Here is a 22,973-nt window from a genome sequence, read left to right as displayed (position 1 = left end):
CTTGGGGGTTCTGCGGGCGCCGTCTCCTCCCCCTCTGGCTGCAGGTAGAGGCGGCAATAGTCTGCTAGCGTCAGGGCCGCATCCCCCGCCAGCACCTCCTCCCCCTCCTCCGGGAGGAGGAAGAGGGCCCGGGGGGCCTCGAGGTCCCGGTAGGCGTCCAGGAGGAAGACCTTCGCCCCCGTCCCCTGCCAACGCCGAAGGGAGCGGAGGGCAAGGAGCTTGGAGCCCCCGGTGAGGTTGACCCAGACCTCCCCCCCTGGCCCCGCCGCATCCCCCTCCAAGGCCTCCGCCTCCACCACCCGGTACCGGATTCCCTCTTCCTCCAGGAGCCCAAAAAGGGCCTCCCGCTTTCGCTCGTAGCCCGGCCAGGGCCTTTCGGCGTAGAAGACCGCCTCCTCCACCTCCCCCGCCCGGCTCCGCACGAACTTGAGCCCCATGTAGGCGGGGCCAGGCTCGTTGCCCAGAAGGGAAACGTAGACCGCCACGGCTCACCGGGGAAGGGGGATGGCCTCGAGGTCCGGCTGGACCCCCACCTCCCCCTGCAGGTCCTGTAGGAGCCTCCGGGCCAGGGCCGCCACCTGCTCCACCTGCTTCTCCGTGGGCACCTGGAGGCCGTGGACGAGAAGGGCCTGGTTCCTCGCCTTGAGCACCCCCGCAAGGCCCTGAAGGGCCCGGACCTCCAGGGAGGCGAGAAGGGGTCCCCCAACACCCGCAGGAAGGCCAAGACCTCAAGAAGCCCAAGCCTTTCCCGGACCCTCGGGGGCTCGTCCCCGGGGAGGATGCGCCCTAGCTCCGCCGCCAAAGCCTCCGCCTCCTCGGGGGAAAGCCCGGGAGCCTCGGCAAGGCGGCCAAACCGCCTAAGCCGCTCCTGCAGGAGAAGCTCCAGGGCCCGGTAGGCGTGGAGGGCCGCCAGGGTGGTCTGGCCCCGCTTCCCGTACCGCTCGCTCAGGTAAAGGAGGGTGGCCGCCACCGCCAGCACCCCTTGCCGGTTGCCCAGGTCAGCGGTGACCAACAGATCCCGCGCCGCCTGGAGAAGCTCCGCCTGGCGCCTTAGGCGCTGGAAGTGCCGGTTTAGGGGGTGTTGGAGCCACACGTTCCTGCTTAGGGCCTCCAGGAGGCTTTCCGCCTTCCTGGCCGCCTCTTTAAAGTCCAGGGCCCGCCAGGCCCGGTACAGCTCGGCAAGCATGCCGTAAAGGGTATAGGCCTGGTTGCCCGTATTCCCCACGAGACGCTGGAAGTAGGCGGCCGCCCCCACGAAGTCCTCCTTTCCATAGAGCTCGGAGGCGAAGAGCCAGTCCACCTCTCCCCCCACCTCGTGGGGATCGGGCAGGACGATAAGCCGCTCCGAGCCCGCCCGGGGCCGTCGCAGGGCCACGTCGTAGTCCTCGTTGTCCACGTAGACCACCTTGACCTCGGGGAAGAAGCGACGGAAGAAAAACCCCGCCGCCGCAAGCCCAGCGCTCATGGCCTTGGTGCCGCTCGTCACGTCCAGGGCCACGGGGTCTTCCGGGTAGCGCTCCAAAAGCCTCCGCACCTCCCGGTAGATGGCGGCCACGTCGCTCTTGCCAATCTCTATGGGGTAGATGTCCACCCCCGTATCCTGGCGCAGGCGTTCCAGGAAGCGGCGGCTTTCCTCGGTGTGGAGGACGTAGACCTCCCGCGCCCCCGTGCCCAGGATGGCCAAGGCCGTGGCCTCGGGGCTCGTGCCCAAGGTGTGGAGGGAGGCGCGAAAGGGCATCCGCTCCGGAACGACCGGGGGCGCCACCCGCCAAAGGGCCAGAAGGTGCGGCCAGACCATCTCCTGGTACAGGGCCTGGGGGTTTCCCCCCGCCGCCACGGCCTCCTTGTACTGGGCCCACGCCGCTTGTACCTGCTTCCACCCTTCGTGCTCCTGAAGCATGGAAGCCTTATACCATAACCCTGCCCTCCGGTAGAATGAACCGGAACATGGCCGCAAGCCGCCCTTCCAAGAAGGAGGTCCTGGCCCGGGCGCAACACCTGGACGAGGCCAACGTGGCCCGCCTGGGGCTTATCTCCATCCAGGAACGGATTCCGGAAGGGTACGCCTCCTGGGAGGAGGAGTTTGAGTTTCTGGGCAAGCCGGTGAAGCTCGCCTGCTACGCCAGCGAGAAGGTGGGCGGCGTGCCCCACGGCCTGGACAACGAGGTTTCCCTCGCCCTTATCGCCCTCTACTTCAACGCTGGAAGCCCCGAGGACGGGACCTTCACCGCCACCCCCTACCAGATCCTGAAGCTCATGGGCCTGGACACCTCGGGCTACTACTACCAGGCCCTCAAGGAGAGCCTCATGCGCCTCACCACCGCCACCTACGTCCTCTCGGAGGCCTGGCGGGCGGATGGGCGGTGGCAGAGCGTCACCTTCCGCTACATAGAAAAGCTGGAGTACACCTCCTCGGCGGAGGGCAAGCTGGACCGGGCAAGCGTCCTCCGCATCACCCTGGCCAAGGAGATCGTGCGCTCCCTGAAGCAAAACTACGTGAAGCCCATTGACATTGAGTTCATGGCGAGCCTCCGCCGCCCCTTGAGCCGGGCCCTCTACCGGCTTCTGGACGCCCAGCGCTTCTCCCCCGAAAACCCAACCCCCCTCACCCGGTTTGAGGTGAACCTCATGGAGTGGGCCGCCGCCTGCAAGATCGTCCACAAGCGCCCCGACAAGGTGCGGCGGACCCTCGAGCCCGCCCACGAAGAGCTGATGGAGCGGCGCTACCTCCAGTCCGTGGAATACATCGGCCGGGGCCAGAACCAGACCATCGTCTACGTCTTCGGCGAGGAGGCGGGCGGCGTCCCCGACATGGAGGCGGTGGAGCTCCTCATGGCGGAAGGCCTCTCCTTCACCAGCGCCTACTCCTTGGCCCGCCGCTATTCCCTAGCCCACATCAAAGACCGCCTGGAACGGTACCGGAGCATCCTGGCCTCCGGGTACAAGCCCAAGAACAAGCAGGGCTTCCTGGTGGACGTGATCCGCGACGAAAGCGGCAAGTACGCTCGAGCCCTTCCCCCGAGCACCCGCAGGGTCCAGGCCAAGGTGGAGGAAGAGGAGGCGCGCCGGATAGAGGAAGAAGCGGAGCGGGAGTGGCAGAGCATGCCCAAGGAGGCCCAGGTGCGCCGGGCCCTCCAGGTGGCCCAGCTCCTCCTCCGCTCCCGGCTTTCCGTGGGCGACCTCGAGGACCTCACCCGCCTGATGGAGACGGGGGTTCTGGAGCCCAAGCGGGTGGTGGAGGAGCTCAAGGAAGCGGCAGCCCAGGGGACTTTGGAGGAATGGGTCCAAAGTTTCCGGATGGGGCTGGACAAATAGAGGTATCGGAAGACTTGGGGAGTTGGCGAGGCGGCGGGGGGCCAAACCCCGCCCTTTTCCCCTACCTAAGGCCCAATTCCCGCATCGCCCGGGTATCGGAAGACTTGGGGAGTTTGCCCCGCCCGGTATCGGAAGACTTGGGGAGTTTGGCGGGGTGAACTATCGGAAGACTTGGGGAGTTGGTATCGGAAGACTTGGGGAATTGCTATCGGAAGACTTGGGGAGTTTGGGGGGTGCACTATCGGAAGACTTGGGGAGTTGGTATCGGAAGACTTGGGGAGTTCTATCGGAAGACTTGGGGAGTTTTGGACCCCCACTTGCGTGCTGGAGGGGGTTTTCGCCCCGCCACCCCCCGCCCCTGTTGTTGATCATCAATAAATCAATAGTTATTTTTTTCCAGACTTTTAAAGAGAACAACATCAGCGCCGGCCTGATTGGAGTAGGTTTATATAACGGCGCACGAAGCCCCCGTTCCGGGGCTATCGTGGAATGTAGACAAAAAGCGGGGAGGGAAAGGTTTGGGGCTTGTCTTCCCCCTGGGAATAGGTTCCATGCGGCATCGCCCCGTGGTCTTGGGATAATGGACCCATGCGGGTCCTCATCCTTACGGTGGGTACCACCCGGGCGCCCCTGGAGGAGGCCTTGGCCCACCACGCCCCGGAGGGGGTGGTCTTCCTGGCAAGCCAGGACTCCCACCCCGTGGCGGCGGAGCTGGTGCGGGACTACGGGGGGTCTTTCCGGCACCACACCCTCCTCGTGGAGGATACGGAAAGCCTCCTAAAGGCCTACCAGGTGGCTCTCAAGGCTTTGGCCAAGGCCCTGGAGTGGGAGGCCACGGCCATCGTGGCCGACCTCACGGGGGGCACCAAGCCCATGGCGGCGGGGCTTGTCTTGGCCCTCACGGGGCGGGGGGTGGTCTTCAGCTACGTGGGCGGGGAGAGGCGGGACCGGGAGACGGGCCGGGTCTTACCGGGGGCGGAGCGGGTGCGCCTCCTGGAGGACCCCACAGCCCGTTTGGGCCTGAGGGAGTGGGCGGGTTTCACCCGGGCTTGGAACGCCCTGAACCTGGGCATGGCCCTCACCGAGCTGGAGGCGCTCCTGCAACGCCCCTTGAGCCCTTCGGAAACGCGCTTTTATAGCGCCCTAAGGGAGGTGGTCCTGGGGCTTATGGAGTGGGACCGCTTCCGCCACGCCCAGGCCTGGGGCCACCTCTCCCCTAGCTTGCCCGTGGCCCTGGCGGTGGCCGAGGCCTGGGGGCATGGGGCGAAGGTACGGGTCTTAAAGGGGTTGGAAAGCCTCCTTCCCCACTTGAGGGCCATTGTGGAGGCGGAGGGCAGGCCCACCTTTCCCCTCCTTCAGGACCTTTTGGCCAACGCCGAACGCCGGGCAGCCCTGGGCCGCTACGATGACGCCTTGGCCCGGCTTTACCGCGCCTTGGAGCTGGCGGTGGAGGCGGACGTGCACGAGCGTTTGGGGTTTCTCCTTAAGGACCCAAGGACCTGGCCCCAGGGGTTTCCCCCTTCCTTGCGGGACCGCATCCTGCGGCCTAGGGGCCTCATGGAGCTCCTGGAAGCGGGTTTTGAGCTGGATCTCGCCTTCGGCCAGCAGGGAACCCTGACGCAACGGCTCTTTGGGGAGAAAAACCGCCTCCAGGCCCTTCTGAACCGGCGGCACGAGAGCATCCTGGCCCACGGCACAAAGCCCGTGGGCGAGGAGGATTACCGGCGCCTCTTGGAGTTCCTCTCGTCCCTAGACCCCAGGCTTACCCCCTTACCTCCCTGGCCCAGGTTCTGATGACCCTGCACCTCGCCCAGCAAGGGACCACCTTGCGCCTTCGGGAGGGGCGGCTTGTCCTGGAAGAGGGCGGCCTTGTGCTTGCGGACTTCCCGGCCCGCAAGGTGCGGCGGGTGGCGGTGTGGGGCAACGTGCGGCTTTCTACCCCTGCCCTGGTCTTCCTCCTACGCCAGGGGGTGCCCATCCTTTTTCTGAGCCTGGAGGGGTTTCTCCACGGCGTGGCGGGGGCCTTCCCCGAGCCAGACCCCACCCACCTTCGGGCACAGTTCGCCGCCTCGCCGTTGCCTCTGGCCCGGGCCTTCGTCACAGGCAAGCTCCGCTCGGCCAGGGCGCTTTTGAAACGGTACGGACTTGAAGAGGCGGACAGGCTGGCTGCGGTCTTGGAAGACGTGGCGGAAGCGGCTTCCAAAGAGGCCCTGTTGGGGGCGGAGGGCCAGGCTACACGGGTCTACTTTGCCGGGCTAGAGAGGCTTTTAGGGGCTTATGGGCTACGAGGGCGCACCCGGAGGCCCCCACAGGACCCGGTGAACGCCGCCCTCTCGTACGGGTACGCCGTGCTCCTGGCCCGGGTCCAGTTGGCGGTGCGCTTGGCAGGGTTGCATCCTGAGGTGGGGTATCTCCATGCGGAGGGCCGCCGGAGCCCAGCCCTAGCTCTGGACTTGATGGAGGAGTTCAGGGTGCCGGTGGTGGACCACGTGGTGCTTCGCGCCTTTCGCCAAGGCCTTCTCACACCCGCTCATGGGGAAGCGCGGGAGGGCGGGGTCTACCTGAACTCCGAAGGGCGGAGGGTCCTCCTGGGGCTTTTGGAGGAGCGGTTTCTGGAGGAGGCTACCCACCCCTTAGGCTTCCGCAAGAGCTACGCCGACCTCATAGAGGTCCAGGCAAGCCGGCTTAAGGGGGCCATCTTGGGGCGGGGAACGTACACCCCCTTCTACCTCCGAAGCTAGAGGGTACTTGACACGATGGAAAGCGCACGTTTTTCGCTTTCTCATGGTATAGCTAGCCCTTGGAGGGCCTTCTTCCACCTTTTTTGGACCGCGTCAAGCGTTACGGTGAAGTGCTAGAATGGGGGTACCGGCACCCGCCGGGGGGCATCTTGACAAGCAGTTTTCCCCTTGCAGAAGGGCTTTATGCGCTTTTGCCTTCTCATCGCCCCTTTCCCATGCGCCTTCCTAACGGCATAAACCTCCAAAAATGGCCCTTATACGGCGTGTGCATATTCCAGACTTCATCTTTCTCAGAAAACCCCCTCCAAAGCGTGCCCTCCAGGACGCTATTCCTAAGGGGTTGCCGTTGCAAGAGATGCTTCCCCGTAAGGGGATTGATACCCCCGCCGTCTTTCGCCCGCCCAAGGGGGTTCCGGGAACGAGTTGCAAGAGATGCTTCCCCGTAAGGGGATTGATACACCGAAAGGGCGATAGAAGCCGCCCCGCTTTTGCTATGTTGCAAGAGATGCTTCCCCGTAAGGGGATTGATACTGTCCAGGATGGTAAATCCACCTTTTTCCAAAAAGCTAGTTGCAAGAGATGCTTCCCCGTAAGGGGATTGATACTCTTTTCACCCATCTTTCCTTGTAGGAAGGCGTCTATCACTTGTTGCAAGAGATGCTTCCCCGTAAGGGGATTGATACCAACCATAAGCAAACCGATACCGCTAGCGAACAGGACCCGTTGCAAGAGATGCTTCCCCGTAAGGGGATTGATACAGCTCTTCCCAACTAGAACGCCTAACCGCCAAAACCGGTTGCAAGAGATGCTTCCCCGTAAGGGGATTGATACGGCTATAGAACCCTGATATGTCTTTTTGCCAACCACCATGTTGCAAGAGATGCTTCCCCGTAAGGGGATTGCGTTTTGTTGTATTCTTGATTCTATGCCCAAGCGCCTCTATGCCATTGCCTACGACATCCCTGACGACACGCGCCGGGTGAAATTGGCGAATCTCTTGAAAAGCTATGGGGAAAGGGTCCAACTTTCCGTGTTTGAGTGCTACTTGGACGACAGTCTCCTGTCCGACCTTAAGACCAGGGCACGAAAGGTCCTGGACCTATCCCAGGACGCACTGCGGATTTACCCGGTACAGGGGGAGGTGCAGGTCCTGGGGGTAGGCCCCGTGGTGCGGGACGAGGCTTATGCGGTGGTTTGAGGGCTAGGTCTTAAGGAGTAGCTCTTTAAGCTCCCGCCACAACCCGTGGATGTTGCTGGCCAGCGTTTCTGCGGGCGTGGGGTTGGGCCGCATGCTGGCGTGGGCCACGTCGTTCCGGGCGTTGGTGAGTTCGTTCCAAAGGGTACCCAGGTGGGCCTTCTGGTCGGTTGAGCCCCGCTGGGCCCGCTTTTGCCACGAGCCGAGGAACGCTTCGCCTACTTGCCGCTCCTCCAAGGGGTCTAGGTTTTGTTGCAAGCAGACCCAGGTTACCATCATTTCCCGCATGAGCGCCAGCGCTTGGGCGAGGCTTCCCGTGGAAAGGAGGAGCTCTACCATATTGGCTTGGGCCTCGAGGCCCCCTTGCGTGAAGATGTCCTTCGTGGCGATGCCTTGGTAACGCTCACGCAAACTTTCCAAAAAGGCCTTCAGGGGCCAGGAGGAAGGAAACCGTTTCAGATCCTTCCGGACCTCTCCTAAGGTATTCAGGAGTTGCCGGGCGTGCTCGCTCGCCTCCTGCAACCGGAGGAGCTCTAAGGAAGTGCTCAGGTTTTCCAAGGTATTCCCCAGAGGGGCGAGCTTCCTGGCCCCCTTCCCTTCCGCCTGCCAGGTGGCCCGGTGCAGGGAGTTTAAGAGCTCTGCGAGGGGCTTTCCGAAGCCATAGCGCTTGAGGTCAGAGACCGCCTGGGTCCAGGCGAGGAGCTCCAGGAAGGGGGTGAGGTCCAAAAACTCCCCTAGGCCGTCCTCCCGAAGGGCCCCATAGACCACCCGTTCCACCCGCACGTCCTTCGCCACGCCGAGGAAGTGGAGCACCGCCAAGGCCAGCACGGGTTGGGAGCGGAAGCCGTGGGAGATGTCCATAATGAGGCTTGCTCCCGGGGGTACAGCCTCCACGATGGCGCGAAAGATTTCCCAAAGCTCTTCGGCGGTACGCCCGTCGGGGATGGGGATGGGCTCATAGGGCACCCTTGCGGCCAGGGCCTCCCCGTGTTTATCCCGAGCGGCCTGGGTGAGGAGGACCTTGAGGGTGTGCTCGGGGAAGTGTAGGGCCAGGGCCTCTTGGGTGTAGGGCGTGCGGTACGCTTTGCCGTCCAGGGTATAGGGAACCTCTTGGTAGTTTCCCGTGCCGAGAAACGAGAGGATGAGCTTCTTTGGGTCACGTTCCATGGGGAACCAACCGTCCCACGGCCCACCCTAAGGGGTAGCCGTCCCGGGGGCTTGGGGCCCCCGCCGTCTTGCGGGTTTTGGGTTCCTGGGCCTCGGGGTAGTCCTCGGGCAGGAGGAGGGCGAGGCGCAGGGAAAGCGTCCCTGAGCCAAAGCCCACGCGCAAGGGGAAGGTTTCGGGGTCCTTGAGGCGGCGCTCCAGCTCCTGGTAGACCTCGAGGGCCCGCCCAAGGCCGTACTCCTCGGCGTAGCCCCTTTCCCACTCCGCCACGTGGCCGTAGTACTCCCTCAGCGCCCGTACCAAGGCCTTGGGGGGTACAGGCCCCGCCACCCCCCCGTGCTGGGCAAGCCCCGCCTGATAGCGGAACCGGAAGCGGAAGCGGCTTCCCTTGCGGAAGGTTTCCGCCAGGAGGATGGTCCGGTCCAGGGCCCCCTTGGGATGGAAGACGCCGATGCGGTTCAGGAAGCCCTCCCCCGGATCCGAGTCCGTGAGGCGCACGGCGCGGAAGGGGTCCCGGTAGAGGTCCCGGCTCGTCCGCCCGTTCTTGGGGACGAGGTAGCCCAAGACGGCTCCTTCAAAGTCCTGGTTGTGGGATAGCTTAAGCTCCCGCGGGGGCCGGATGAGGGCGTCCTCCTCGGGGCCCGGTTTCCGCCACTGCCAGGCTCCCTGCCGCCACTCCAGCACCGCTTTCCGCTCTACCAGAGTCCAATAGAGCCAGGCGGTGCGCAGGGCACCCTTCACGCTGGAGCCGGGGAGGTAGGGCCCCCGGGGGCTATAGGGCAGGGGGCGGTATTCCAGGAGGGCCTCCTCCGTGGCCCCTTGGATGGTGTCCAGGAAGGCTTTGCTGGCGGGGAGGGTGCGCAGGATGGCCTCGCGGGGGATCTGCCCCTCCCGGTAGAGGTGGCGGAGGACGTCCTGCGCCCCCTTGGGACCCTCGGCCACCCTGCGCAGGAAGGCCTCCCGGCGCTCCGGGGAGAGGGCGAGGAGGAGGGCCGAAGGGTCCAAAAGGTGGACCCGCTTCCCTTCAAAGTCGGGCACGTAGGCGTAGGCGGGGTAGGTCTCCCCGGTGCCCACGTGGACGGGGGAGAGGAGCTCTAGCTCCAGGCTATAGGCTTCCAAGAAGCTCATACCCGCACCCCCAAGGGAAAGACCTGCAGGACCTCGAGGACCTTCACCCCGTTCTCTGGCGATTCGCCCGGGGTCACGTCCAGAAGCGTTAGGGTGGGTTCCCGGTAAACGCTGCCCTCCTTGGTGCGCACATGGGGCCGCTTGAAGGGCTTGGCCCCCACGTACCCCCCGCCCAGGCGGCCCCAGTAGGGCTCCAGCTCGTAGTAGAGGGCCCCCTGCAGGGGTCCTGGAGCCAGGGTGGCGTAGGCGGTGGGATTTCCCGCCTCGGGGAGGTCCACCTGCTCCTGCCCTTCCACGTGGAACCACCCCGCCCCCACGCTGGCAAGCCCCCCATACCCCATCTCCCCCACGAAGCGAAGCCCTTCCAGGAGGTCAAAGGGGGGCGTGCCCACGGCGTAGACGGCGTACCGCCCCTCGGGGAAGAAGAGGTCTTGGGCGAAGAGCACCCCCTTCCTGGCCCCACCCGTGGCCCGGTCAATCCCCACCCGGAGGCGCCGGAGGGGGCGGCCAAGCCTAGGGCCCATGTTTTCCCGCACCTCAGGGGCGTCCAGGAGGGCCTCCTCTCCCCTTTCCGCCACCTGTTGGAAGGTGGCGAAGCTCAGGAAGGCCAGGTTTTTGAGGCGCTTGCGGAGCTCGGTCTCCTCCACCAGCACCGGGGGCAGCTTGGGCCGGGGTAAGAAGCCCTCGGGGAAGGCGCTGGAAAGGCGGAAAGGGAGGCTGGGTAGCCGCTCCAAGAGCTCCTCCAGGGCTTCCTTGCCGTGGGTGTAGCGGTACCACCAGAAGAGGTGCCCTAGGAGGGTGGGGGCCCGGGGCAGGGCCTTCACCGGCCCCCTAAAGCGGAGGTAGTAGGCGGTGGCCCTCATGCCAGGCTCACTTAGGTGATCTTGAGCCGCTCCCTTAGGGGCTGGCCTTCCTGGTCCTCCAAAGGCTTGTCCGGGTGGAGGAAGTACACCTGGCCGTAACCCCGGCTGATGTGCCCCCCGAGGCCGTCCAGCTCCAGGAGCTCCAGGGCTCGGAGGACATAGCGGTGGAAGTGCTCCTCGTCCAGGGGATCCAGGACCCGGTAGACCATTTCCACGTGGAACCGCGCCCCCGCGGGCACCCTTTCCGTGGTGCGGGGGTTAGCGAAGCCCCCAAGGCGGGGGATGAAGACCTCCTGCTTGATCTCCGTGAGGTAGCCGCCACGGGAGATGGTCCTCTCCAGCTCCTCTTTGGAATCCCGGGTGAGGTAGGCGTCCCGCACGAGAAGCCGCGTGGGGCCCCGTTCCCTTGCGACTTGCATGGACTCCTCGTCGTTTTCCGGGGCGAGGCCGAAGATGCGGGCCACGGGGTCCTTGGGGTCGGGGGAGGCGTAGACGTGCTTGTCCTTGGCCTTGAGGATGTAGTCCCCGCCCAGGCTCCACTCCAGGAGGTAGCGAAGCTTGCCCTTAAGGCTAGAGCCCGGGATATAGGGCTCGTCCGTGAGGGGGTTGCGGATCACGGGGTTGTCCAGGTCGCCGATGGCCATCTGGTCCCGGCTCATCCCGATGCGAAGGCCCGTCTTGGCGAGAAGGATGGCCTGGATGCGGAGGAGCTTTTGCAACCTCATTTCGCACCTCTCAGTCTTTCTTCCCCCTTTCGATATTCATGCATACCCTTGACAGCAAAGGAAAAGGGGGCGCTTGGTGAGCTGTGGAAGAACACCAGACGCCCCCTTCCATCCTACCCCTGCCCCTGGAGGAACTGGTCCCCCTGCTCCAGGCATGGCTCCAAGCCCGCTTGCCAGAAGGGGAGAGAAAACCCGGCAGGCCCAGGACCTTCTCCGACCTCAGCCTCTTTCTCTTCCACCTGGTCCGCGCCCTCCTGGGCTTCTCCAGCGAACGCATGCGCCGGGAACTGGCCCGCAACCCTAGGCTCCGCAAGCGCCTCGGTCTAGAGCGCGTTCCCTCCTCTGCCACCCTCAGCGAGCGGAGCCGGAAGCTACCCTGGCCCCTCCTGCGGGGAGGGAAGCGGGTGGGCCGGGGGAGGCGGGTGCTGGCCATGGACGCCACCCTTCTCCCCGCCCAGAGGTCGGATGGGGAGGCGGCTTGGGGCGTGGGCTCGGATGGGGGCTGGGTTTATGGGTACAAGCTCCACCTCCTCGTGGACCTGGACACGGGGGAGGTGCTGGCCCTACGGGTGACCCCGGCCTCATGGCACGACTCCCCGGTGGGGCGGGGGATGCTCTGGGGGGTGGAGAGGTTTCCTGGGGAGAAGCCCCCCGTGGTGGTGGCGGACGCGGCCTACGAGGGGGAAGCCAACTTTCGGTTGACGAGGAGGCGAGGGATGCTTCTGGTGACGGGGCATAACCGGAGACGGGGAAGGCCAAAGGGGAGGGGGCGGCTTTTGAACCTGCGGCGGCGGGGGAGAGGTGCGTACCGGAGGCTTTTGGGGCGGCGGTGGGAGCTGGAGACGGTCTTTGGTCTGCTGAAGGGGCCGATGGGGCTGGTGGGGGCGGTGGGGAGGGTACGGGGGCTGAAGGCGGTGGCCCTGCAAGTGGAAGCTTGGGTGATGGCCTGGAGCGTGGTGGCCCAGCTTCTTGGGCAGGCGGGTCTGCCCATCACCCGGGTGTTGCGGGCGGTGGCGTGAGGTGAGTACGCAGGTGAATATCCGAAAAGGGGGCTCTCAGTCTTTCTTGCCAAAGGCGTAGAAATAGGCCAGCACGGCCTCCACGTACTTCATCATGGCTTCAAAGTCCTTCGGGGTCCGTTTGCCGCTGTCAAGGGCCTCGTTGAGGAAGCGAACGAAACGATGCGCTTCTCTTAGAGGCCCCTGGGAACGGGTGTTGTAGGCGAGTTTGGCCTTCAAGAGCTCCAGCTGGGGCACCAGACGGGCGAAGGCCAGGGCTTCGTCCTCTTCTTTCCGCTCCTTCTGGAAGCGGTTTTCCAGGGCCCTGAGCTCGGCAAAGTAGTTGCGGAACTGGCTAGACTTTACCTTTCCTTCCTCTACCAGTTCCTTGGCCACCTCCTGCGCTCGCGCGAAGATGGTGGGGTCCAGGATGCCCTTTTCCCGATCCCGATAGAACTCCAACGCCGGCATTCACGCCCTCCTTTCCAGGTATAGCGCCCACTGGACCCAGACCGGCAGGTAGCGCCAGGCGGGGTCCATATGGTCCAGGAGTTTTAAGTAGCCCTTCCAGGTTTCCTCGTCCTTCTCCCGTACCCGCCTCAAGGCGTAGGCCAGGAGGGGCTTGTAGGCCATGCGCTCCCCCTCGTCCAGGTCCGCCGCCATGAAGCGTTGCCACAGGGAAAGCCACCGGTAGGCCTGGGCCTTGCTCACCCTTTCCCCCTGGAGGTAGCGCCGTAGGCCCTCCTGCCAGGCGCGGAGGGCGGGGAATTCCTCCCACGGCACCGCCAGGCCGAAGAGGAAAAGCCTCCCCCGCCCCTCCCCTTTGGCCCGCTTCTCCGCCGCCTGCAGGGCCTGGGCCATCTGGGGCACGGGGGTCTTGGGGGGAAAGAGGAGGAAGGCCCCCGAGAGGGTGAGGGCGGGGTGGCGGGTGTAGAGGCGGTAAAGCCTCTCCAGGTCCAGGGCGAAGTCCAAAAGGGCGTCCCAAGGCCCCAGGAGGAAGAGGTCGTCCCCGCCCGAGTAGACGCTGTAGAGGAGGGGGTAGCGCTCGGCCTTGCGTTGGGCCTCCAAGTCGTTCCACCCGAGGAGGCCTCCGTACCGGGAGGGGTTTTGGATGAGCTCCAGGACCTCCACGCTGAAGAACCACTCCAGGGCCCGGGAGAGGGCGGCGATGCGGCTTGGGGTGGCGAGGTCCTTTTCCTCCCTGCGAAACCCCGTGGCGAAGGCCTCCCCCATGCGGTCGGCGTCCAGGAGGAGGCCGCCCAGGTAGGGAACCCCTTGGGAGAGGTGGGCGAGCTCGGAGAAGGTGAGGGGGCGGTCCTTGGTGAGGCCTTCCTCTTCGTCCCAAAGGCCTTCCTCCCTGGCCCATTTCCCGTACTCCTCCAGGTTCCACCCCTTGGCCCTGAGGGCGTGGCCCACCGTGGGGAGGTGGCCCAGAAGGGGCTTCACCTCAAAGGGGGCGCCGTCCGGGGCGAAGTCCGCCCGGGCCCGGTAGGTGTGGTGCGGCGGGGCCCCAAAACCCCCTTGGCCCAGGGCCGCCTTCAGGGGGGGGAAGGGGAGGAAGGGCTTCGGTGCCCCATCGGGGAAGAAGCCCACCCGGTCGCTTCGCGGAAGGAGCCCGCCCAGTTCCCGCTCCCTTTCGCACCCCAAGCAGAGGCTTCCGGGCTCGTCCTTCCGGGCGGGCCTTAGGCCGCAGGCGGCGCAAGGCCTAAGGGCTTCCCTTACCGCTTCCGTGGGAGTGAGGGCGGAAAGGGGCCTGAGCTTGGCCTCCGCCAGGGCGCGGTGGGCCCGTTGGAGGGCGGCGGGGAAGCGGCGGAAGTCCTCGCCCTTTAGGGGCACCCAGGCCAGGTAGGGGAGGAGGCTTGCCCCGTTCTCCAAGGCCCACTTTTCCCAGGCCCCCCGGGCCTCCGCCAGCGCCTTTTGGGCTTCAGGGGTGTTGGGGAGGAGGAGGTAGAACTTGCCCCCCGCCCCCAGGATGCGGTTTAGGGGGGTGAGACCTACCCTGAAGAGGAGGCCCAGGGCCATGGCCTCCCCCGCCAGGCTCACCTCGAGGCTCCGCGCCCTAAGCCGTTTGGCGATGCCCCCCACCCCGGTCTCCGCCCCGGCGATGCGGTAGATGTGGCCCTGGATCCCCCCCATGTCCCCCACCGCCAGCAGGAACTTCTCCCCGTCCTGCCGGAGGGCTTCCACGGAGGGGTTCCCCCCATGGTAAAGCCAGAGGGCGTGGGCGATGGCGGCGGTGAGGCGGAGGTGATCGTAAAGGGAGACGTCGGGCTCGCTTTGCGTGTCGGCGGGGACCAGGGAGAGGGTTTCCTGGAGGGCCGCCGCCAGGCCCAGGAGGAGGCCTTCCGGGCTTAGGGCGGGGGCTTGCACCAGCCCTTTGAGCCGCTCCTCCAGGCGCTCCACCAGCCGGCGGTAGACGTCCTTGCCCGTGTTGGGGGTGCGGCTTGGGTAAGGGCTTCCCGGGGTGAGGCCGGTCCCCTGGCCGTGGACGGGGCTTAGGCCGAGGTCCTCTTCCCCTTCCTTCCCCTGCAGGCGGAGCCGGGAGAAGATGGGCTTTAGCGCCACCTCCGAGGGGGTGCCGCTCCCCTCCCCTTCCCGCTCCTGGGAGGCGTAGGTGTCCGCCAGGGCCACGCACCACTCCTCCGGGGTCTTGGGCTGGTAGAGGGGCCGGTCCCGCCAGCCCTCGTGGTGGCGGCTCGCCGTCTGGGCGAGCCAGCTGGTCCCTACCCCTGCCCTTTCCCAGAGAGGGGCATGGCGCAGGACGAAGCGGGCGGTGTGGGCGGTGTGGGTGCGGTCGGGCATTCCTTCGGGATGCTCCCCCCAGTGGGCCCGGGAGTAGAGCTTGCCCACATCGTGGACCAAGGCCGCCAGGGCCACGCTAAGGGCGTTGCGCATGCTGTGAGGAGTATATCCGGGGGGCTTCCCCGCGCGTGTGACGGATGCACAGGGCGGGGGCCCGGTAGAATCGGCCCGTGGTCTTGGCGGCGGTGGTCCTTCTCCTGGAGGGCGAGGCGCCTCCCGAGCCCCTGGGCCTACGGGGGTTTTTCTACCGCCTCCTGCGGGAGGTGGCCCCTGGGGTACACGACCAGGGGGAAAACCCCTTCGCCTTGGGGTTTGGGGGGAAGGAGGGGGCCTACTGGGCGCGGATAAGCCTCCTCGTGGAGGAGCTCTACGCCCGGCTCTCCCCTCTCCTCTTCGCCCTCGAGGGCCAGGAGGTGCGGCTGGGCTCCCCCTTCCGCCTGAAGGCGGTGCTCCAGGAGGGGCACCCCTGGGCAGGGATCACCACCTACCCGAGGCTTTTCCAAAACCCCGGGGGGCCAGACCTTCCCCTGCGTTTCCACGCCCCCACCTTCTTCCGGCGCAAGGGGGTGCACTACCCCGTGCCCGAGCCGAGGCTGGTGATGGAGAGCCTCCTGAGGCGCCTCGAGGCCTTCGGGCCCCTCAAGGCCCCGGAGGGGGTGCGGGAGGCCCTTTTGGAGAGGACCACGGTGCGCTGGCTAGAGGGGCGCACCCTTAAGGCGGAGACGGAGGTGGACGCCGCGGGCTTTGTGGGCCGGGTGGTCTACCACCTCCCCAGGGCCACGGAGGAGGAACGCCTTTGGCTTTGGGCCTTGGGCCGGTTTGCCTTCTTCGCCGGGGTGGGGGCCAAGACAGCCTTGGGCTATGGGCGGGCCAAGGTCTTCCCCTTGGGGGAGGGGGATGGGTAGGCTCCTCCTGGTCCTGGCCCTCGCCCTCGGGGTGGGGTGGCTTTGGGGGCGGCCCAAGCCCCCGCCCCCGGGGGTCCTGGCGCCCCACCCCCCGGCGCAAAGCCCCTTGGGGCCGGAGGACCCCCGCGTCCTGGTGAAGGGCGCCTACCGGCTGGAGCCCGTGGCCCGGTTTGCCCTGGAGGCCCGGCTTCTCAGCAAGCGCCGCTACCGCTTTGACCGGGGGGCGGCCATCGCCCCGTGGGACTTCGCCCTGGGCTGGGGCAGGATGTCGGACACCGCCGTCCTGAGCCGCATGCGCATCTGGCAGGCGGACCGCTTCTACTTCTACGCAGGTTCCGGAGAACCCCCCATTCCCCTTGGGGAGATAGGGGAAAGCAGCGCCAACATGCACCTTATCCCCGCCAGTCCAGGGGTGGAAGGGGCCCTTGCCCGGGCACGGCCGGGCCAGGTGGTGCGCTTTGCGGGTTATCTGGTGAACGTGTACGGGCCGGATGGGTTTTTCTGGCGGACCTCCACCACCCGCCAGGACACGGGGGCAGGGGCGTGCGAGATCGTCTTCGTGACCGCCTTTGCCCGGCGCTAGGGGGCGGGGTGCCCCGGAGGCCGGGGAGAGGAGCCGGGGCCCGATGCCCGGCGGGGCTTGGGCCGCGGCCGCTTTTCCGTGGAATACGGGTTTTGGGAGGTGGCGGCTTCGGCCCAAAAGGCCTCTTTGGAAAGCGGCAAAGGCCGTGCTCCTGCGCCTGGGGCCACCTAGTCCATCCGGGGTCCACGCCCCGAGGACGGAGACGGTGCCCCTTCGCCGGGCCTACCCCTTGGGCCTTTCCCGGAAAGGACGCTTTAGGGGCCGTGCGCCCTTGGCCGGTGCCGGGGGGCATCCCGGCCGGGTGAGGCGGCCCGCACCCGCCCCTTGCGCAAACGCGCACTTTCCTGGTAGCCTTCCCTCATGAAACGGGAAAGGCTGGTTCCCCTCACGGAGTGGGCCCGGAAGGAGGGGATTTCGGAGAGCCTGGCCCGGAAGTGGATCAAGGAGGGCCGGGTGGAGGCCATGCGCCTCGGGCACTATTGGTACATTCCCGAGGAGGTGGAGGGCCCCGAGCGGGGGACGCAGGTCTACACCCTCTTCACCCATGCGGGCGGGGCCGGGAAGACCTCTTTGGCCCGGGATCTGGGCTTTGAGCTGGCCTCGAGGGGGTACCGGGTCCTCCTCATTGACGCCGACCCCCAGGCCAACCTCACCGCCTGGCTAGGCGTGGACCCGAGCGGCGTCCAGGACGAGGAGACGCTCCTTCGGGTCATCCGCCAGGACCTGTTGCCGGCGCCCAGGGAGGTGGGCCGGAACCTCCACCTCATCCCCGCCTCCGTGAACCTGGCCGTGGGGGAGCTGGAGTTAGACCGGAAGCCCCTGGGGGCCCTGGCCCTGCGCACCGCTTTGGAGAGGGTGGAGGGCTACGACCTGGTCTTGGTGGACTCCCTCCCCTCCTTGGGTTCCTTGGCGGTGATGGCCGCCTTGGCGGGGGACGGCCTCCTGGTCCCCGTGGAAACCGGGGCCAAGGGGGTGCAGGCCCTGAGGGCGGTGATCGGGGTGGCCAAGGAGTACCGGGAGGCCCTGCGCAAGGTGGACCCCGAGGCGGTGGCTGGGCGGAGCCATATCATTCGCACCTTCATCCCCACCAAGTACGATGCCCGCACCGCGGGGGACAACCGGGTCCTGGAAACCATCCAAGAGTTGGAGGAGGTCGCCCCCGTGGCTCCCCGCATCGCCTATCGTCCGGGCCCCCACCGCCGGGCCACGGAGGAGGGGGTACCCATCCAGCTCACGGGGGACAAGGAGGCGGCGGAGGAGATCGCCCGGCTCGCTGACTTCCTGTTGGAACAGGTGTTCCGCTTTGAGGAGGTGGTGGCGTGAGCGCCATCCGGGCTTACCTCAAGGGCTTGGTGGAGGAGGCCAAGCGCCCCGCCTCCTCCGTGGCCCTCCTGGGCGAACTCGTACCCCGTCCCCAGCCCCGGCGCCGCTTTGAGGAGGCCTCCCTCCAGGCCCTGGTGGAGTCCATCCGGGCCCACGGGGTCCTGGAGCCCCTCCTGGTCCGCCCCTTGGAGGGCGGCAAGTACGAGATCGTGGCGGGCGAGAGGCGGTACCGGGCGGCCCAGATGGCGGGCCTCACGGAGGTGCCGGTGGTGGTCCTGGAGGTGGACGAGAAGGCCGCCTCCGCCATCGCCCTCATGGAGAACCTCCAGCGGGAGGACCTGAACCCCTACGAGGAGACGGTGGGGATCCTGGACCTCCTCGCCCTGGAGCTAGGGAAGAGCAGGGAAGAGGTGGTGAGCCTGCTCCACCGGATGCGTGACGAAGCCAGGGGGAAAGTTCCCCATAACGTTATGGGGAACCCTGAGGCCCAGAAGGTGGAGGAGGTTTTCCGCCTCCTCGGGCGCATGACCTGGGAGTCCTTCGTGCAAAACCGGCTTCCTCTCCTAGGGCTCCCCGAGGACCTAAAGGAGGCCCTCGAGGCCGGTTCCATCCCCTACACCGCCGCCCTGGAACTGAAGAAGGTGAAGGACGACACCCTCCGGAGGGCCCTCCTGGAGGAGGCGAAGGCGGGGCTTTCCCTCCGGGACCTAAAGGCCAAGGTGCGGGAGGCCCTGAAGCGGGAGGGGGCCCCGAGGCCCTGGTACCGGGAGGTGGTGGCCAGGCTCAGCCGCCTGGACCTCGAGGCCCTTCCCTCCGAAAGGCGGCGCCTGGTGGAAGGGTTGCTCAGGGAGCTTGAGGCCTTGCTCCCCTGAGGGTCCGGGTGGCGGCTTCTTGGGCTTTCCTCGGTGGGGCCGTGGCCCGGGCGCCTCAACCCCTTCCCGGGACGCCCAGGGTGGGGGAGGCTTTGGGGGGTGCCTGGGGCAGTTTCCCTAGGGAGGGGCACCCCTACCCCCTCGGGCTCCCAAGCCTCCCCTTCCCAAACCTCCCGGGGCTTCCCTTTGGGGAGAGGGCTAGGAGCCAAGGGCCCTTTAGCCCCTTCCCCTGCCGGTAGGGGAGGGGGTGCCTCGGCGCCCCCCACCCGTCCCCTTCCCGCCAGAGGTGCGCTGTTGGCTTCCCCTTTTCGCCCATAGGCTCGCGTTGGTAAGGCCCTCGCGGGCGTTCTTGGGAGGGAACTAGGCCCGTCCTCCTCCCCTAGCCCCTCTTAGGGCCAGGGCGCCCTGGGGGAGCCTCTTTTCCTTCCCCTTGGCCTCCACCATGAGGTCGGCGGGGCCGGGGAGGGCCTTTAGGAGCCTTTCCCAATCCTCCTCGGAGACCTGGAAGGCGTGGGCCCCGGGGCGCTTGGACGGGTCCTGGCTTGCCAGGTGGACCTTGGGCCTTCCCCGCCAGGTGGGGAAGGCGAGGCGGAGGGCCTCCTCCAGGGTGAGCCGCCCGGGGTTGAGGGCGTGGTGGAGGGTGTCCACCACCACGGGCACCCCCAAGGCCTCCGCCGCCTCAAGGACCTCCTCCACGGGCCAAAGCCGCTCGTCGTTCTCCAGGGCCAGGTAGCGGAGGACCTCCCCTTCCCCCCTCAGGTTTTCCACGAAGCGCCGGAGGGCCCGCCCCCGGTCCCCGTAGGCCCCGCCCAGGTGGAGGACCAGGACCCCGTCCTCCGCTCCGAGGAGCGTGAGGGCGCGGGCGGAGTAGCGGAGTTCCGCCAGGGAGCGCTCCACCACCCGGGGGTCGGGGCTTCCCGGGTTCACGTACTGCCCCGGGTGGAAGGAAAGCCGTATGCCCAAGGCCTGGGCCAGGCCCCCGAGGCGGCCGAGCTCGGCCCCGTGGGCCCCCTCCCAGGGGTAGGGGAAGGCGGGGTGGGAGGCGAAGGGGATGAGGTGCTGGCCGATGCGGAAGAGGCCGAAGCCATGGGAGGCGTTCCAGCGGAGGATGCGTTCCAGGTCACGGAGGTTCTCCGCCACCTTGGCCCGAACCCTCTCCTCCGTGAGGGAGGCGAGGCGCAGGGTGTGGTTGGTGCTCGCCCCTAGGGTGAGGTTTTCGCAGGGGTAGCCCAGGCGGATCACCGCCGGACCTCCGCCTCGAGGAAGACCTCCACCTCGTCCCGCACCTCCAGGAAGAGGAAGCGGGGCCGCTCCAGGCCCCACTCGGAAAAGCGGGTGGTGAAGCGGCCCTGGAAGCGGTAGCCCTCGAGGGTTTGCCGGAGCTCCCCTTCCAGGCGCACGGGGCGGGTGCGGCCCGCCAGGGAGAGCTCCCCCTCCACCACGAACCGGGCCCCGGCGAAGGAGGCCCGCTTGGGGTAGAGGCAGGCCTCGGGGTACTCCTTTGCCCGGAGGATCTCCAGGGCCTTCTTGTCCCTTTCCCCGATCCCCGAGTCCCAAGCCGCCTGCTCCAGGCAGACCTTTCCCGAGGCCCGCTCCCCGTCCCACTGGACCTCCCCCCGGGCCGTGGGGTTCACCCCCTCCCAGCTCCCCAGGGGGTAGTAGCCCCGGTAGCGGGCCACGCCCTCCACGGCGTAGGGGGCCTGGGCGAAGGCCAGGAGGAAGAGGAAAGCGGTCCACATTCTCATGGCCGGAACCTCCAGGTTTCCCCCAAGGTGGCGAAGTCCCGGAAGCCCAGGAAGAGGATGGGCCGCCTTTTGGCCTCAGGGCTTCCCTCGGTGTGGACCACGTCCCCCAGGAAGAGGGCGTGGTCCCCGTCCGTGGGCCACTCCGCCACCTTGAGTTCAAAGACGGCGAGCGCCCCCTCGGGAACCCGGGTCCGGGCCAGGGCCTGGGCGGGCCTCAGGGCCACGCCCAACCGTTCCGCCTTGCGCACGCGCCGCCCCGAGAGGTAGCCCGCCCGCACCACCCAGGCCCGCGCCTCCCAGGGGAGGAAGCAGAGGGCCCCTTCGCCGAGCTCCCGGAGGAGGCCTAGGGTGTGGTTCTTCCGGTCCACGGCCAGGAGGAAGCGGAAGGGGTCTTTGGACACAGGGGTCCACCAGGCCATGGGCATGAAGTTATCCCCCACGGCGAGGAGGGCGAGGCGCATGGGGTAGAAGTGGGCCGTGTAGCGGGCCCCCACGGCTACACCTCCAGGACCTCGGGCGGGGGCTCGGCCAGGACCCCTCGCAGGACCCTTTGGGCCGCCTCCTCGGGGGCGAGGGCCCCCTTGGGCGGGCCCCCGAGGGGGTTCCAAAGCGCCGTGGCCACGGCGGGAAGGCGTACCAGGACGAGATGGACCCCTTCCCGGCGGAACTCCTTGCGGGCCGCTTCCAGGTAGGCTTCCAGAGCCCCCTTGGCGGCGGCGTAGGCGGCGAAGGCAGGAAACCGCACGTAGGCGGGATAGGCCCCGAAGAACACGGCGCGGGCCCCAGGCCGGAAGCGGGCGTGCTTGAGGACGTGGTGGGCGGTGAGGAGGTGGGCCTGGAGCATCCCCTCCAGGAGGTCCCTTGGGGTTTGCCGCACCGGGGCCCGCCCCGCCACGCCCACGGCGTGGAGGAGGAGGTCCAAGGGCCCCGCCTCCTCCAGGAGGGCCTGGGCCTCCAGCTCGTCGGAGAGGTCGGCGGGGATGGGTTTACCCCCCACCTCCTCCGCCAGCGCCCTCAGGGGCCCCGGGCGCCGGCCGGAGAGAAATAGCTCGTGCCCCCTTAGGGCCCAGGCCAAGGCTCCCCCTAAGCCTCCCGTGGACCCAAGCACCAGGACGCGCATGCCTCAAGCCTAGGGAAGGAGGAGGAAGCCCTTTGTAGCCTGGGCCAAGGCTAGGCGAGGGCTTCCCGTTGCCGTTCCGCCTCCTTGGCGATGGCCCGCGCCAGGTCGCTGAAGATGCGGGCGTGGATGGGGTAGAGCGCCCACCAGTAGAGGAAGCCCGTGAGGCCCACGGGGGCGAAGTAGGCGGTCTGGACCAGGCGGCAACCTTCCCCCTCGGGAAGGGCCTGCCACTCCAGCCACGCCTTCCCGGGCAGGCGCATCTCCGCCCTGAGGCGGAGGAGGCGGCCCGGCTCCACCGCCTCCACGCGCCAGAAGTCCACGGCCTCCCCGGGGAGGAGGAGGGTGGGGTGGCGCCGGCCCCGCCGTAAGCCCGGGCCCCCCAGGAGCCGGTCCACGAGCCCCCGCAAGGCCCAGGCCCAGCCCCAGACGAGCCACCCCCGCTCGCCCCCCAAGGAGGCGAAGACCCGGTAGACGGCCTCGGGGGGTGCCTGGACGGGGAGGGTGCGCACCTCGCGGATAACCCCCTCCCGGTCCTCCAGGAAGTAGCTCCGCCCCTGGAGGGCCCCCGACCAGCGGGTTTCCACCTCGCCCAGGGCGGTGCGCTCCAGGGCCAGGGCCACCGCCTCCCGGTAGGGGATGGGGTCCACCTCGGGGAAGAGGGCCTTGGCCCGGGCGGTGTCCGCCACCAGGGGGTGGAGGATGCCCTCCACCAGGGGCAGGGCCAGGCGGTTGGGGATGGGGGTGACGAGGCCCACCCAAAGGGCCGCAAGCCTGGGGGCCAGGACGGGCACGGGGAGGATGAGGCGCTTGAGCCCCCGCACCTCGGCGTAGGTCTCCATCATGGCCTTGAAGGAAAGGGGCGGGGCCCCCACCTCCACCACCCCCGAGGGCCCCTTCTCCAGGGCCTGGAGGAGGTAGGCCAGGACGTCGCGGATGGCGATGGGGGAGACGGGGTTCAGGACCCAGCGGGGGGCCACCATCACGGGGAGGCGTTCCGTGAGGTAGCGGACCATCTCAAAGCTGGCCGAGCCCGAGCCCACGATGGGCCCGGCGCGGAACTCCGTGGTGGGCACCCCTCTCCGCAGGATCTCCCCCACCCGGGCCCGGCTCGCCAGGTGGGGGGAAGGCCGCCCCTTCCGGGGCAGGAGCCCCCCCAGGTAGATGGCGTGGGGGAGCCCTACCCTTTGGGCCACCCGGACGAAGGCCGTAGCCTGGCGCTCCTCCGCCTCCTGGAAGCGGGCCTCCGAGAGCATGGCGTGCACCAGGTAGTAGGCGGCCTCCACCCCCTCCAGGGCCCGGAGGAGGGCCCCTTCGTCCTCGAGGCTCCCCTCCACCACCTCCACCCGCTCCGCCCAGGGGCGGCCCCCAAGGCGGCGGGCGTCGCGGACGAGGACGCGCACCCGGTGGCCCCTCTCCAGAAGCCGGGGCACCAGCCTTCCCCCCACGTAGCCCGTGGCGCCGGTGACCAAGACCCGCATGGGCCTAGCCTAGCC

General features: G+C 67.6%; 21 protein-coding genes and 1 CRISPR repeat array. Of the genes, 9 read left to right on the top strand and 12 right to left on the bottom strand.

What is annotated here, in order from left to right:
- Positions 1-70: 70 nt before the first annotated feature.
- A complete protein-coding gene (locus tag A0O31_RS13650) occupies positions 71-1,900 on the bottom strand; it encodes a hypothetical protein (RefSeq protein WP_476756174.1) in 1,830 nt (609 codons plus the stop codon).
- 47 nt (positions 1,901-1,947) lie between these two features.
- Here A0O31_RS13650 and A0O31_RS11145 point away from each other — a divergent pair, with 47 nt between their 5' ends.
- From A0O31_RS11145 to cas2, 4 genes are all read left to right on the top strand, one after another.
- On the top strand, positions 1,948-3,315 hold the full coding sequence (locus A0O31_RS11145; protein ID WP_071678264.1) for a replication initiator protein A: 1,368 nt from the start codon (positions 1,948-1,950) through the stop codon (positions 3,313-3,315).
- Positions 3,316-3,903: 588 nt separating this feature from the next.
- Entirely contained in the window at positions 3,904-5,109 is a 1,206-nt protein-coding gene (locus tag A0O31_RS11140; RefSeq protein WP_071678024.1) for a TIGR02710 family CRISPR-associated CARF protein, read from the top strand.
- Complete coding sequence (cas1, locus tag A0O31_RS11135; RefSeq protein WP_071678023.1) at positions 5,109-6,056, top strand: CRISPR-associated endonuclease Cas1; 948 nt, start codon at positions 5,109-5,111, stop codon at positions 6,054-6,056. Before A0O31_RS11140 ends, cas1 begins: the two co-directional genes overlap by 1 nt.
- Positions 6,057-6,401: 345 nt before the next feature.
- Positions 6,402-6,962: direct repeats of the CRISPR family, unit length 36 nt; unit sequence GTTGCAAGAGATGCTTCCCCGTAAGGGGATTGATAC.
- A 19-nt stretch (positions 6,963-6,981) separates the two neighbouring features.
- Positions 6,982-7,254 (top strand): CRISPR-associated endonuclease Cas2, encoded by a 273-nt coding sequence (gene cas2 / locus A0O31_RS11130; protein WP_071678022.1) that lies wholly within the window; start codon positions 6,982-6,984, stop codon positions 7,252-7,254.
- 3 nt (positions 7,255-7,257) lie between these two features.
- Here the strand turns inward: cas2 and csx2 are convergent, their stop codons facing one another.
- Genes csx2 through csm3 form a run of 4 tightly spaced genes read right to left on the bottom strand, consistent with a single transcriptional unit; the run spans position 7,258 to position 11,132 of the window.
- Positions 7,258-8,418, bottom strand: a complete 1,161-nt coding sequence (gene csx2 / locus A0O31_RS11125; RefSeq protein WP_071678021.1) for a TIGR02221 family CRISPR-associated protein — start codon at positions 8,416-8,418, stop codon at positions 7,258-7,260.
- Entirely contained in the window at positions 8,408-9,544 is a 1,137-nt protein-coding gene (csm5, locus tag A0O31_RS11120; protein WP_071678020.1) for a type III-A CRISPR-associated RAMP protein Csm5, read from the bottom strand. Before csm5 ends, csx2 begins: the two co-directional genes overlap by 11 nt.
- On the bottom strand, positions 9,541-10,407 hold the full coding sequence (gene csm4 / locus A0O31_RS11115) for a type III-A CRISPR-associated RAMP protein Csm4 (protein WP_071678019.1): 867 nt from the start codon (positions 10,405-10,407) through the stop codon (positions 9,541-9,543). The genes csm5 and csm4 overlap by 4 nt, the downstream gene beginning before the upstream one ends.
- An 11-nt stretch (positions 10,408-10,418) precedes the next feature.
- Complete coding sequence (gene csm3, locus A0O31_RS11110; protein ID WP_071678018.1) at positions 10,419-11,132, bottom strand: type III-A CRISPR-associated RAMP protein Csm3; 714 nt, start codon at positions 11,130-11,132, stop codon at positions 10,419-10,421.
- Between the two features lie 83 nt (positions 11,133-11,215).
- On the opposite strand from csm3, the gene A0O31_RS11105 reads away from it, so the two are divergent.
- Positions 11,216-12,151: a transposase gene (locus A0O31_RS11105; protein ID WP_071676838.1), complete on the top strand. Its 936-nt coding sequence runs from the start codon at positions 11,216-11,218 to the stop codon at positions 12,149-12,151.
- 36 nt (positions 12,152-12,187) lie between these two features.
- Here the strand turns inward: A0O31_RS11105 and csm2 are convergent, their stop codons facing one another.
- Together csm2 and cas10 are read right to left on the bottom strand one after the other, a co-directional pair.
- Positions 12,188-12,601 (bottom strand): type III-A CRISPR-associated protein Csm2, encoded by a 414-nt coding sequence (gene csm2 / locus A0O31_RS11100; RefSeq protein ID WP_071678017.1) that lies wholly within the window; start codon positions 12,599-12,601, stop codon positions 12,188-12,190.
- The gene (gene cas10, locus A0O31_RS11095; RefSeq protein ID WP_071678016.1) at positions 12,602-15,025 is read right to left on the bottom strand and encodes a type III-A CRISPR-associated protein Cas10/Csm1; all 2,424 of its coding nucleotides are present in this window, start codon (positions 15,023-15,025) and stop codon (positions 12,602-12,604) included.
- A 77-nt stretch (positions 15,026-15,102) separates the two neighbouring features.
- On the opposite strand from cas10, the gene cas6 reads away from it, so the two are divergent.
- The 4 genes from cas6 (at position 15,103) to A0O31_RS11075 (ending at position 18,615) form a co-directional block, all read left to right on the top strand.
- On the top strand, positions 15,103-15,837 hold the full coding sequence (gene cas6 / locus A0O31_RS11090) for a CRISPR system precrRNA processing endoribonuclease RAMP protein Cas6 (RefSeq protein ID WP_071678015.1): 735 nt from the start codon (positions 15,103-15,105) through the stop codon (positions 15,835-15,837).
- Positions 15,830-16,420: a hypothetical protein gene (locus tag A0O31_RS11085; protein ID WP_071678014.1), complete on the top strand. Its 591-nt coding sequence runs from the start codon at positions 15,830-15,832 to the stop codon at positions 16,418-16,420. Before cas6 ends, A0O31_RS11085 begins: the two co-directional genes overlap by 8 nt.
- Positions 16,421-16,780: 360 nt before the next feature.
- Positions 16,781-17,743, top strand: a complete 963-nt coding sequence (locus A0O31_RS11080) for a ParA family protein (RefSeq protein ID WP_071678013.1) — start codon at positions 16,781-16,783, stop codon at positions 17,741-17,743.
- Positions 17,740-18,615: a ParB/RepB/Spo0J family partition protein gene (locus A0O31_RS11075; protein WP_071678012.1), complete on the top strand. Its 876-nt coding sequence runs from the start codon at positions 17,740-17,742 to the stop codon at positions 18,613-18,615. The genes A0O31_RS11080 and A0O31_RS11075 overlap by 4 nt, the downstream gene beginning before the upstream one ends.
- A 360-nt stretch (positions 18,616-18,975) precedes the next feature.
- Here the strand turns inward: A0O31_RS11075 and uvsE are convergent, their stop codons facing one another.
- From uvsE to A0O31_RS11045, 5 genes are read right to left on the bottom strand one after another with little or no spacing between them, the layout of a single operon-like run.
- A complete protein-coding gene (uvsE, locus tag A0O31_RS11065; RefSeq protein ID WP_071678010.1) occupies positions 18,976-19,857 on the bottom strand; it encodes a UV DNA damage repair endonuclease UvsE in 882 nt (293 codons plus the stop codon).
- A complete protein-coding gene (locus tag A0O31_RS11060; RefSeq protein WP_237259069.1) occupies positions 19,854-20,354 on the bottom strand; it encodes a YceI family protein in 501 nt (166 codons plus the stop codon). The genes uvsE and A0O31_RS11060 overlap by 4 nt, the downstream gene beginning before the upstream one ends.
- A 2-nt stretch (positions 20,355-20,356) precedes the next feature.
- Entirely contained in the window at positions 20,357-20,821 is a 465-nt protein-coding gene (locus A0O31_RS11055) for a flavin reductase (protein WP_071678263.1), read from the bottom strand.
- Positions 20,822-20,856: 35 nt separating this feature from the next.
- Entirely contained in the window at positions 20,857-21,480 is a 624-nt protein-coding gene (locus A0O31_RS11050) for an SDR family NAD(P)-dependent oxidoreductase (protein ID WP_071678008.1), read from the bottom strand.
- 50 nt (positions 21,481-21,530) lie between these two features.
- Entirely contained in the window at positions 21,531-22,958 is a 1,428-nt protein-coding gene (locus A0O31_RS11045) for an SDR family oxidoreductase (RefSeq protein WP_071678007.1), read from the bottom strand.
- Between the last annotated feature and the right edge of the window lie 15 nt (positions 22,959-22,973).

Source organism: Thermus brockianus (assembly GCF_001880325.1).
Taxonomy (GTDB): Bacteria; Deinococcota; Deinococci; order Deinococcales; family Thermaceae; genus Thermus; species Thermus brockianus.
This window is presented reverse-complemented; position numbering and strand designations above follow the sequence as displayed.

What these genes read in the sequence shown, in the direction of transcription:
- csm2 (WP_071678017.1), bottom strand. Translation starts at nt 12,601, where the DNA reads ATGCCGGCGTTGGAGTTCTATCGGGATCGGGAAAAGGGCATCCTGGAC.
- csm4 (WP_071678019.1), bottom strand. Translation starts at nt 10,407, where the DNA reads ATGAGGGCCACCGCCTACTACCTCCGCTTTAGGGGGCCGGTGAAGGCC.
- A0O31_RS11045 (WP_071678007.1), bottom strand. Translation starts at nt 22,958, where the DNA reads ATGCGGGTCTTGGTCACCGGCGCCACGGGCTACGTGGGGGGAAGGCTG.
- cas2 (WP_071678022.1), top strand. Translation starts at nt 6,982, where the DNA reads ATGCCCAAGCGCCTCTATGCCATTGCCTACGACATCCCTGACGACACG.
- csm3 (WP_071678018.1), bottom strand. Translation starts at nt 11,132, where the DNA reads ATGAGGTTGCAAAAGCTCCTCCGCATCCAGGCCATCCTTCTCGCCAAG.
- cas1 (WP_071678023.1), top strand. Translation starts at nt 5,109, where the DNA reads ATGACCCTGCACCTCGCCCAGCAAGGGACCACCTTGCGCCTTCGGGAG.
- A0O31_RS11085 (WP_071678014.1), top strand. Translation starts at nt 15,830, where the DNA reads ATGGGTAGGCTCCTCCTGGTCCTGGCCCTCGCCCTCGGGGTGGGGTGG.
- A0O31_RS11055 (WP_071678263.1), bottom strand. Translation starts at nt 20,821, where the DNA reads ATGCGCCTCGCCCTCCTCGCCGTGGGGGATAACTTCATGCCCATGGCC.
- csx2 (WP_071678021.1), bottom strand. Translation starts at nt 8,418, where the DNA reads ATGGAACGTGACCCAAAGAAGCTCATCCTCTCGTTTCTCGGCACGGGA.
- A0O31_RS11050 (WP_071678008.1), bottom strand. Translation starts at nt 21,480, where the DNA reads ATGCGCGTCCTGGTGCTTGGGTCCACGGGAGGCTTAGGGGGAGCCTTG.
- cas10 (WP_071678016.1), bottom strand. Translation starts at nt 15,025, where the DNA reads ATGCGCAACGCCCTTAGCGTGGCCCTGGCGGCCTTGGTCCACGATGTG.
- A0O31_RS13650 (WP_476756174.1), bottom strand. Translation starts at nt 1,900, where the DNA reads ATGCTTCAGGAGCACGAAGGGTGGAAGCAGGTACAAGCGGCGTGGGCC.
- csm5 (WP_071678020.1), bottom strand. Translation starts at nt 9,544, where the DNA reads ATGAGCTTCTTGGAAGCCTATAGCCTGGAGCTAGAGCTCCTCTCCCCC.
- A0O31_RS11140 (WP_071678024.1), top strand. Translation starts at nt 3,904, where the DNA reads ATGCGGGTCCTCATCCTTACGGTGGGTACCACCCGGGCGCCCCTGGAG.
- A0O31_RS11060 (WP_237259069.1), bottom strand. Translation starts at nt 20,354, where the DNA reads ATGTGGACCGCTTTCCTCTTCCTCCTGGCCTTCGCCCAGGCCCCCTAC.
- A0O31_RS11080 (WP_071678013.1), top strand. Translation starts at nt 16,781, where the DNA reads ATGAAACGGGAAAGGCTGGTTCCCCTCACGGAGTGGGCCCGGAAGGAG.
- A0O31_RS11145 (WP_071678264.1), top strand. Translation starts at nt 1,948, where the DNA reads ATGGCCGCAAGCCGCCCTTCCAAGAAGGAGGTCCTGGCCCGGGCGCAA.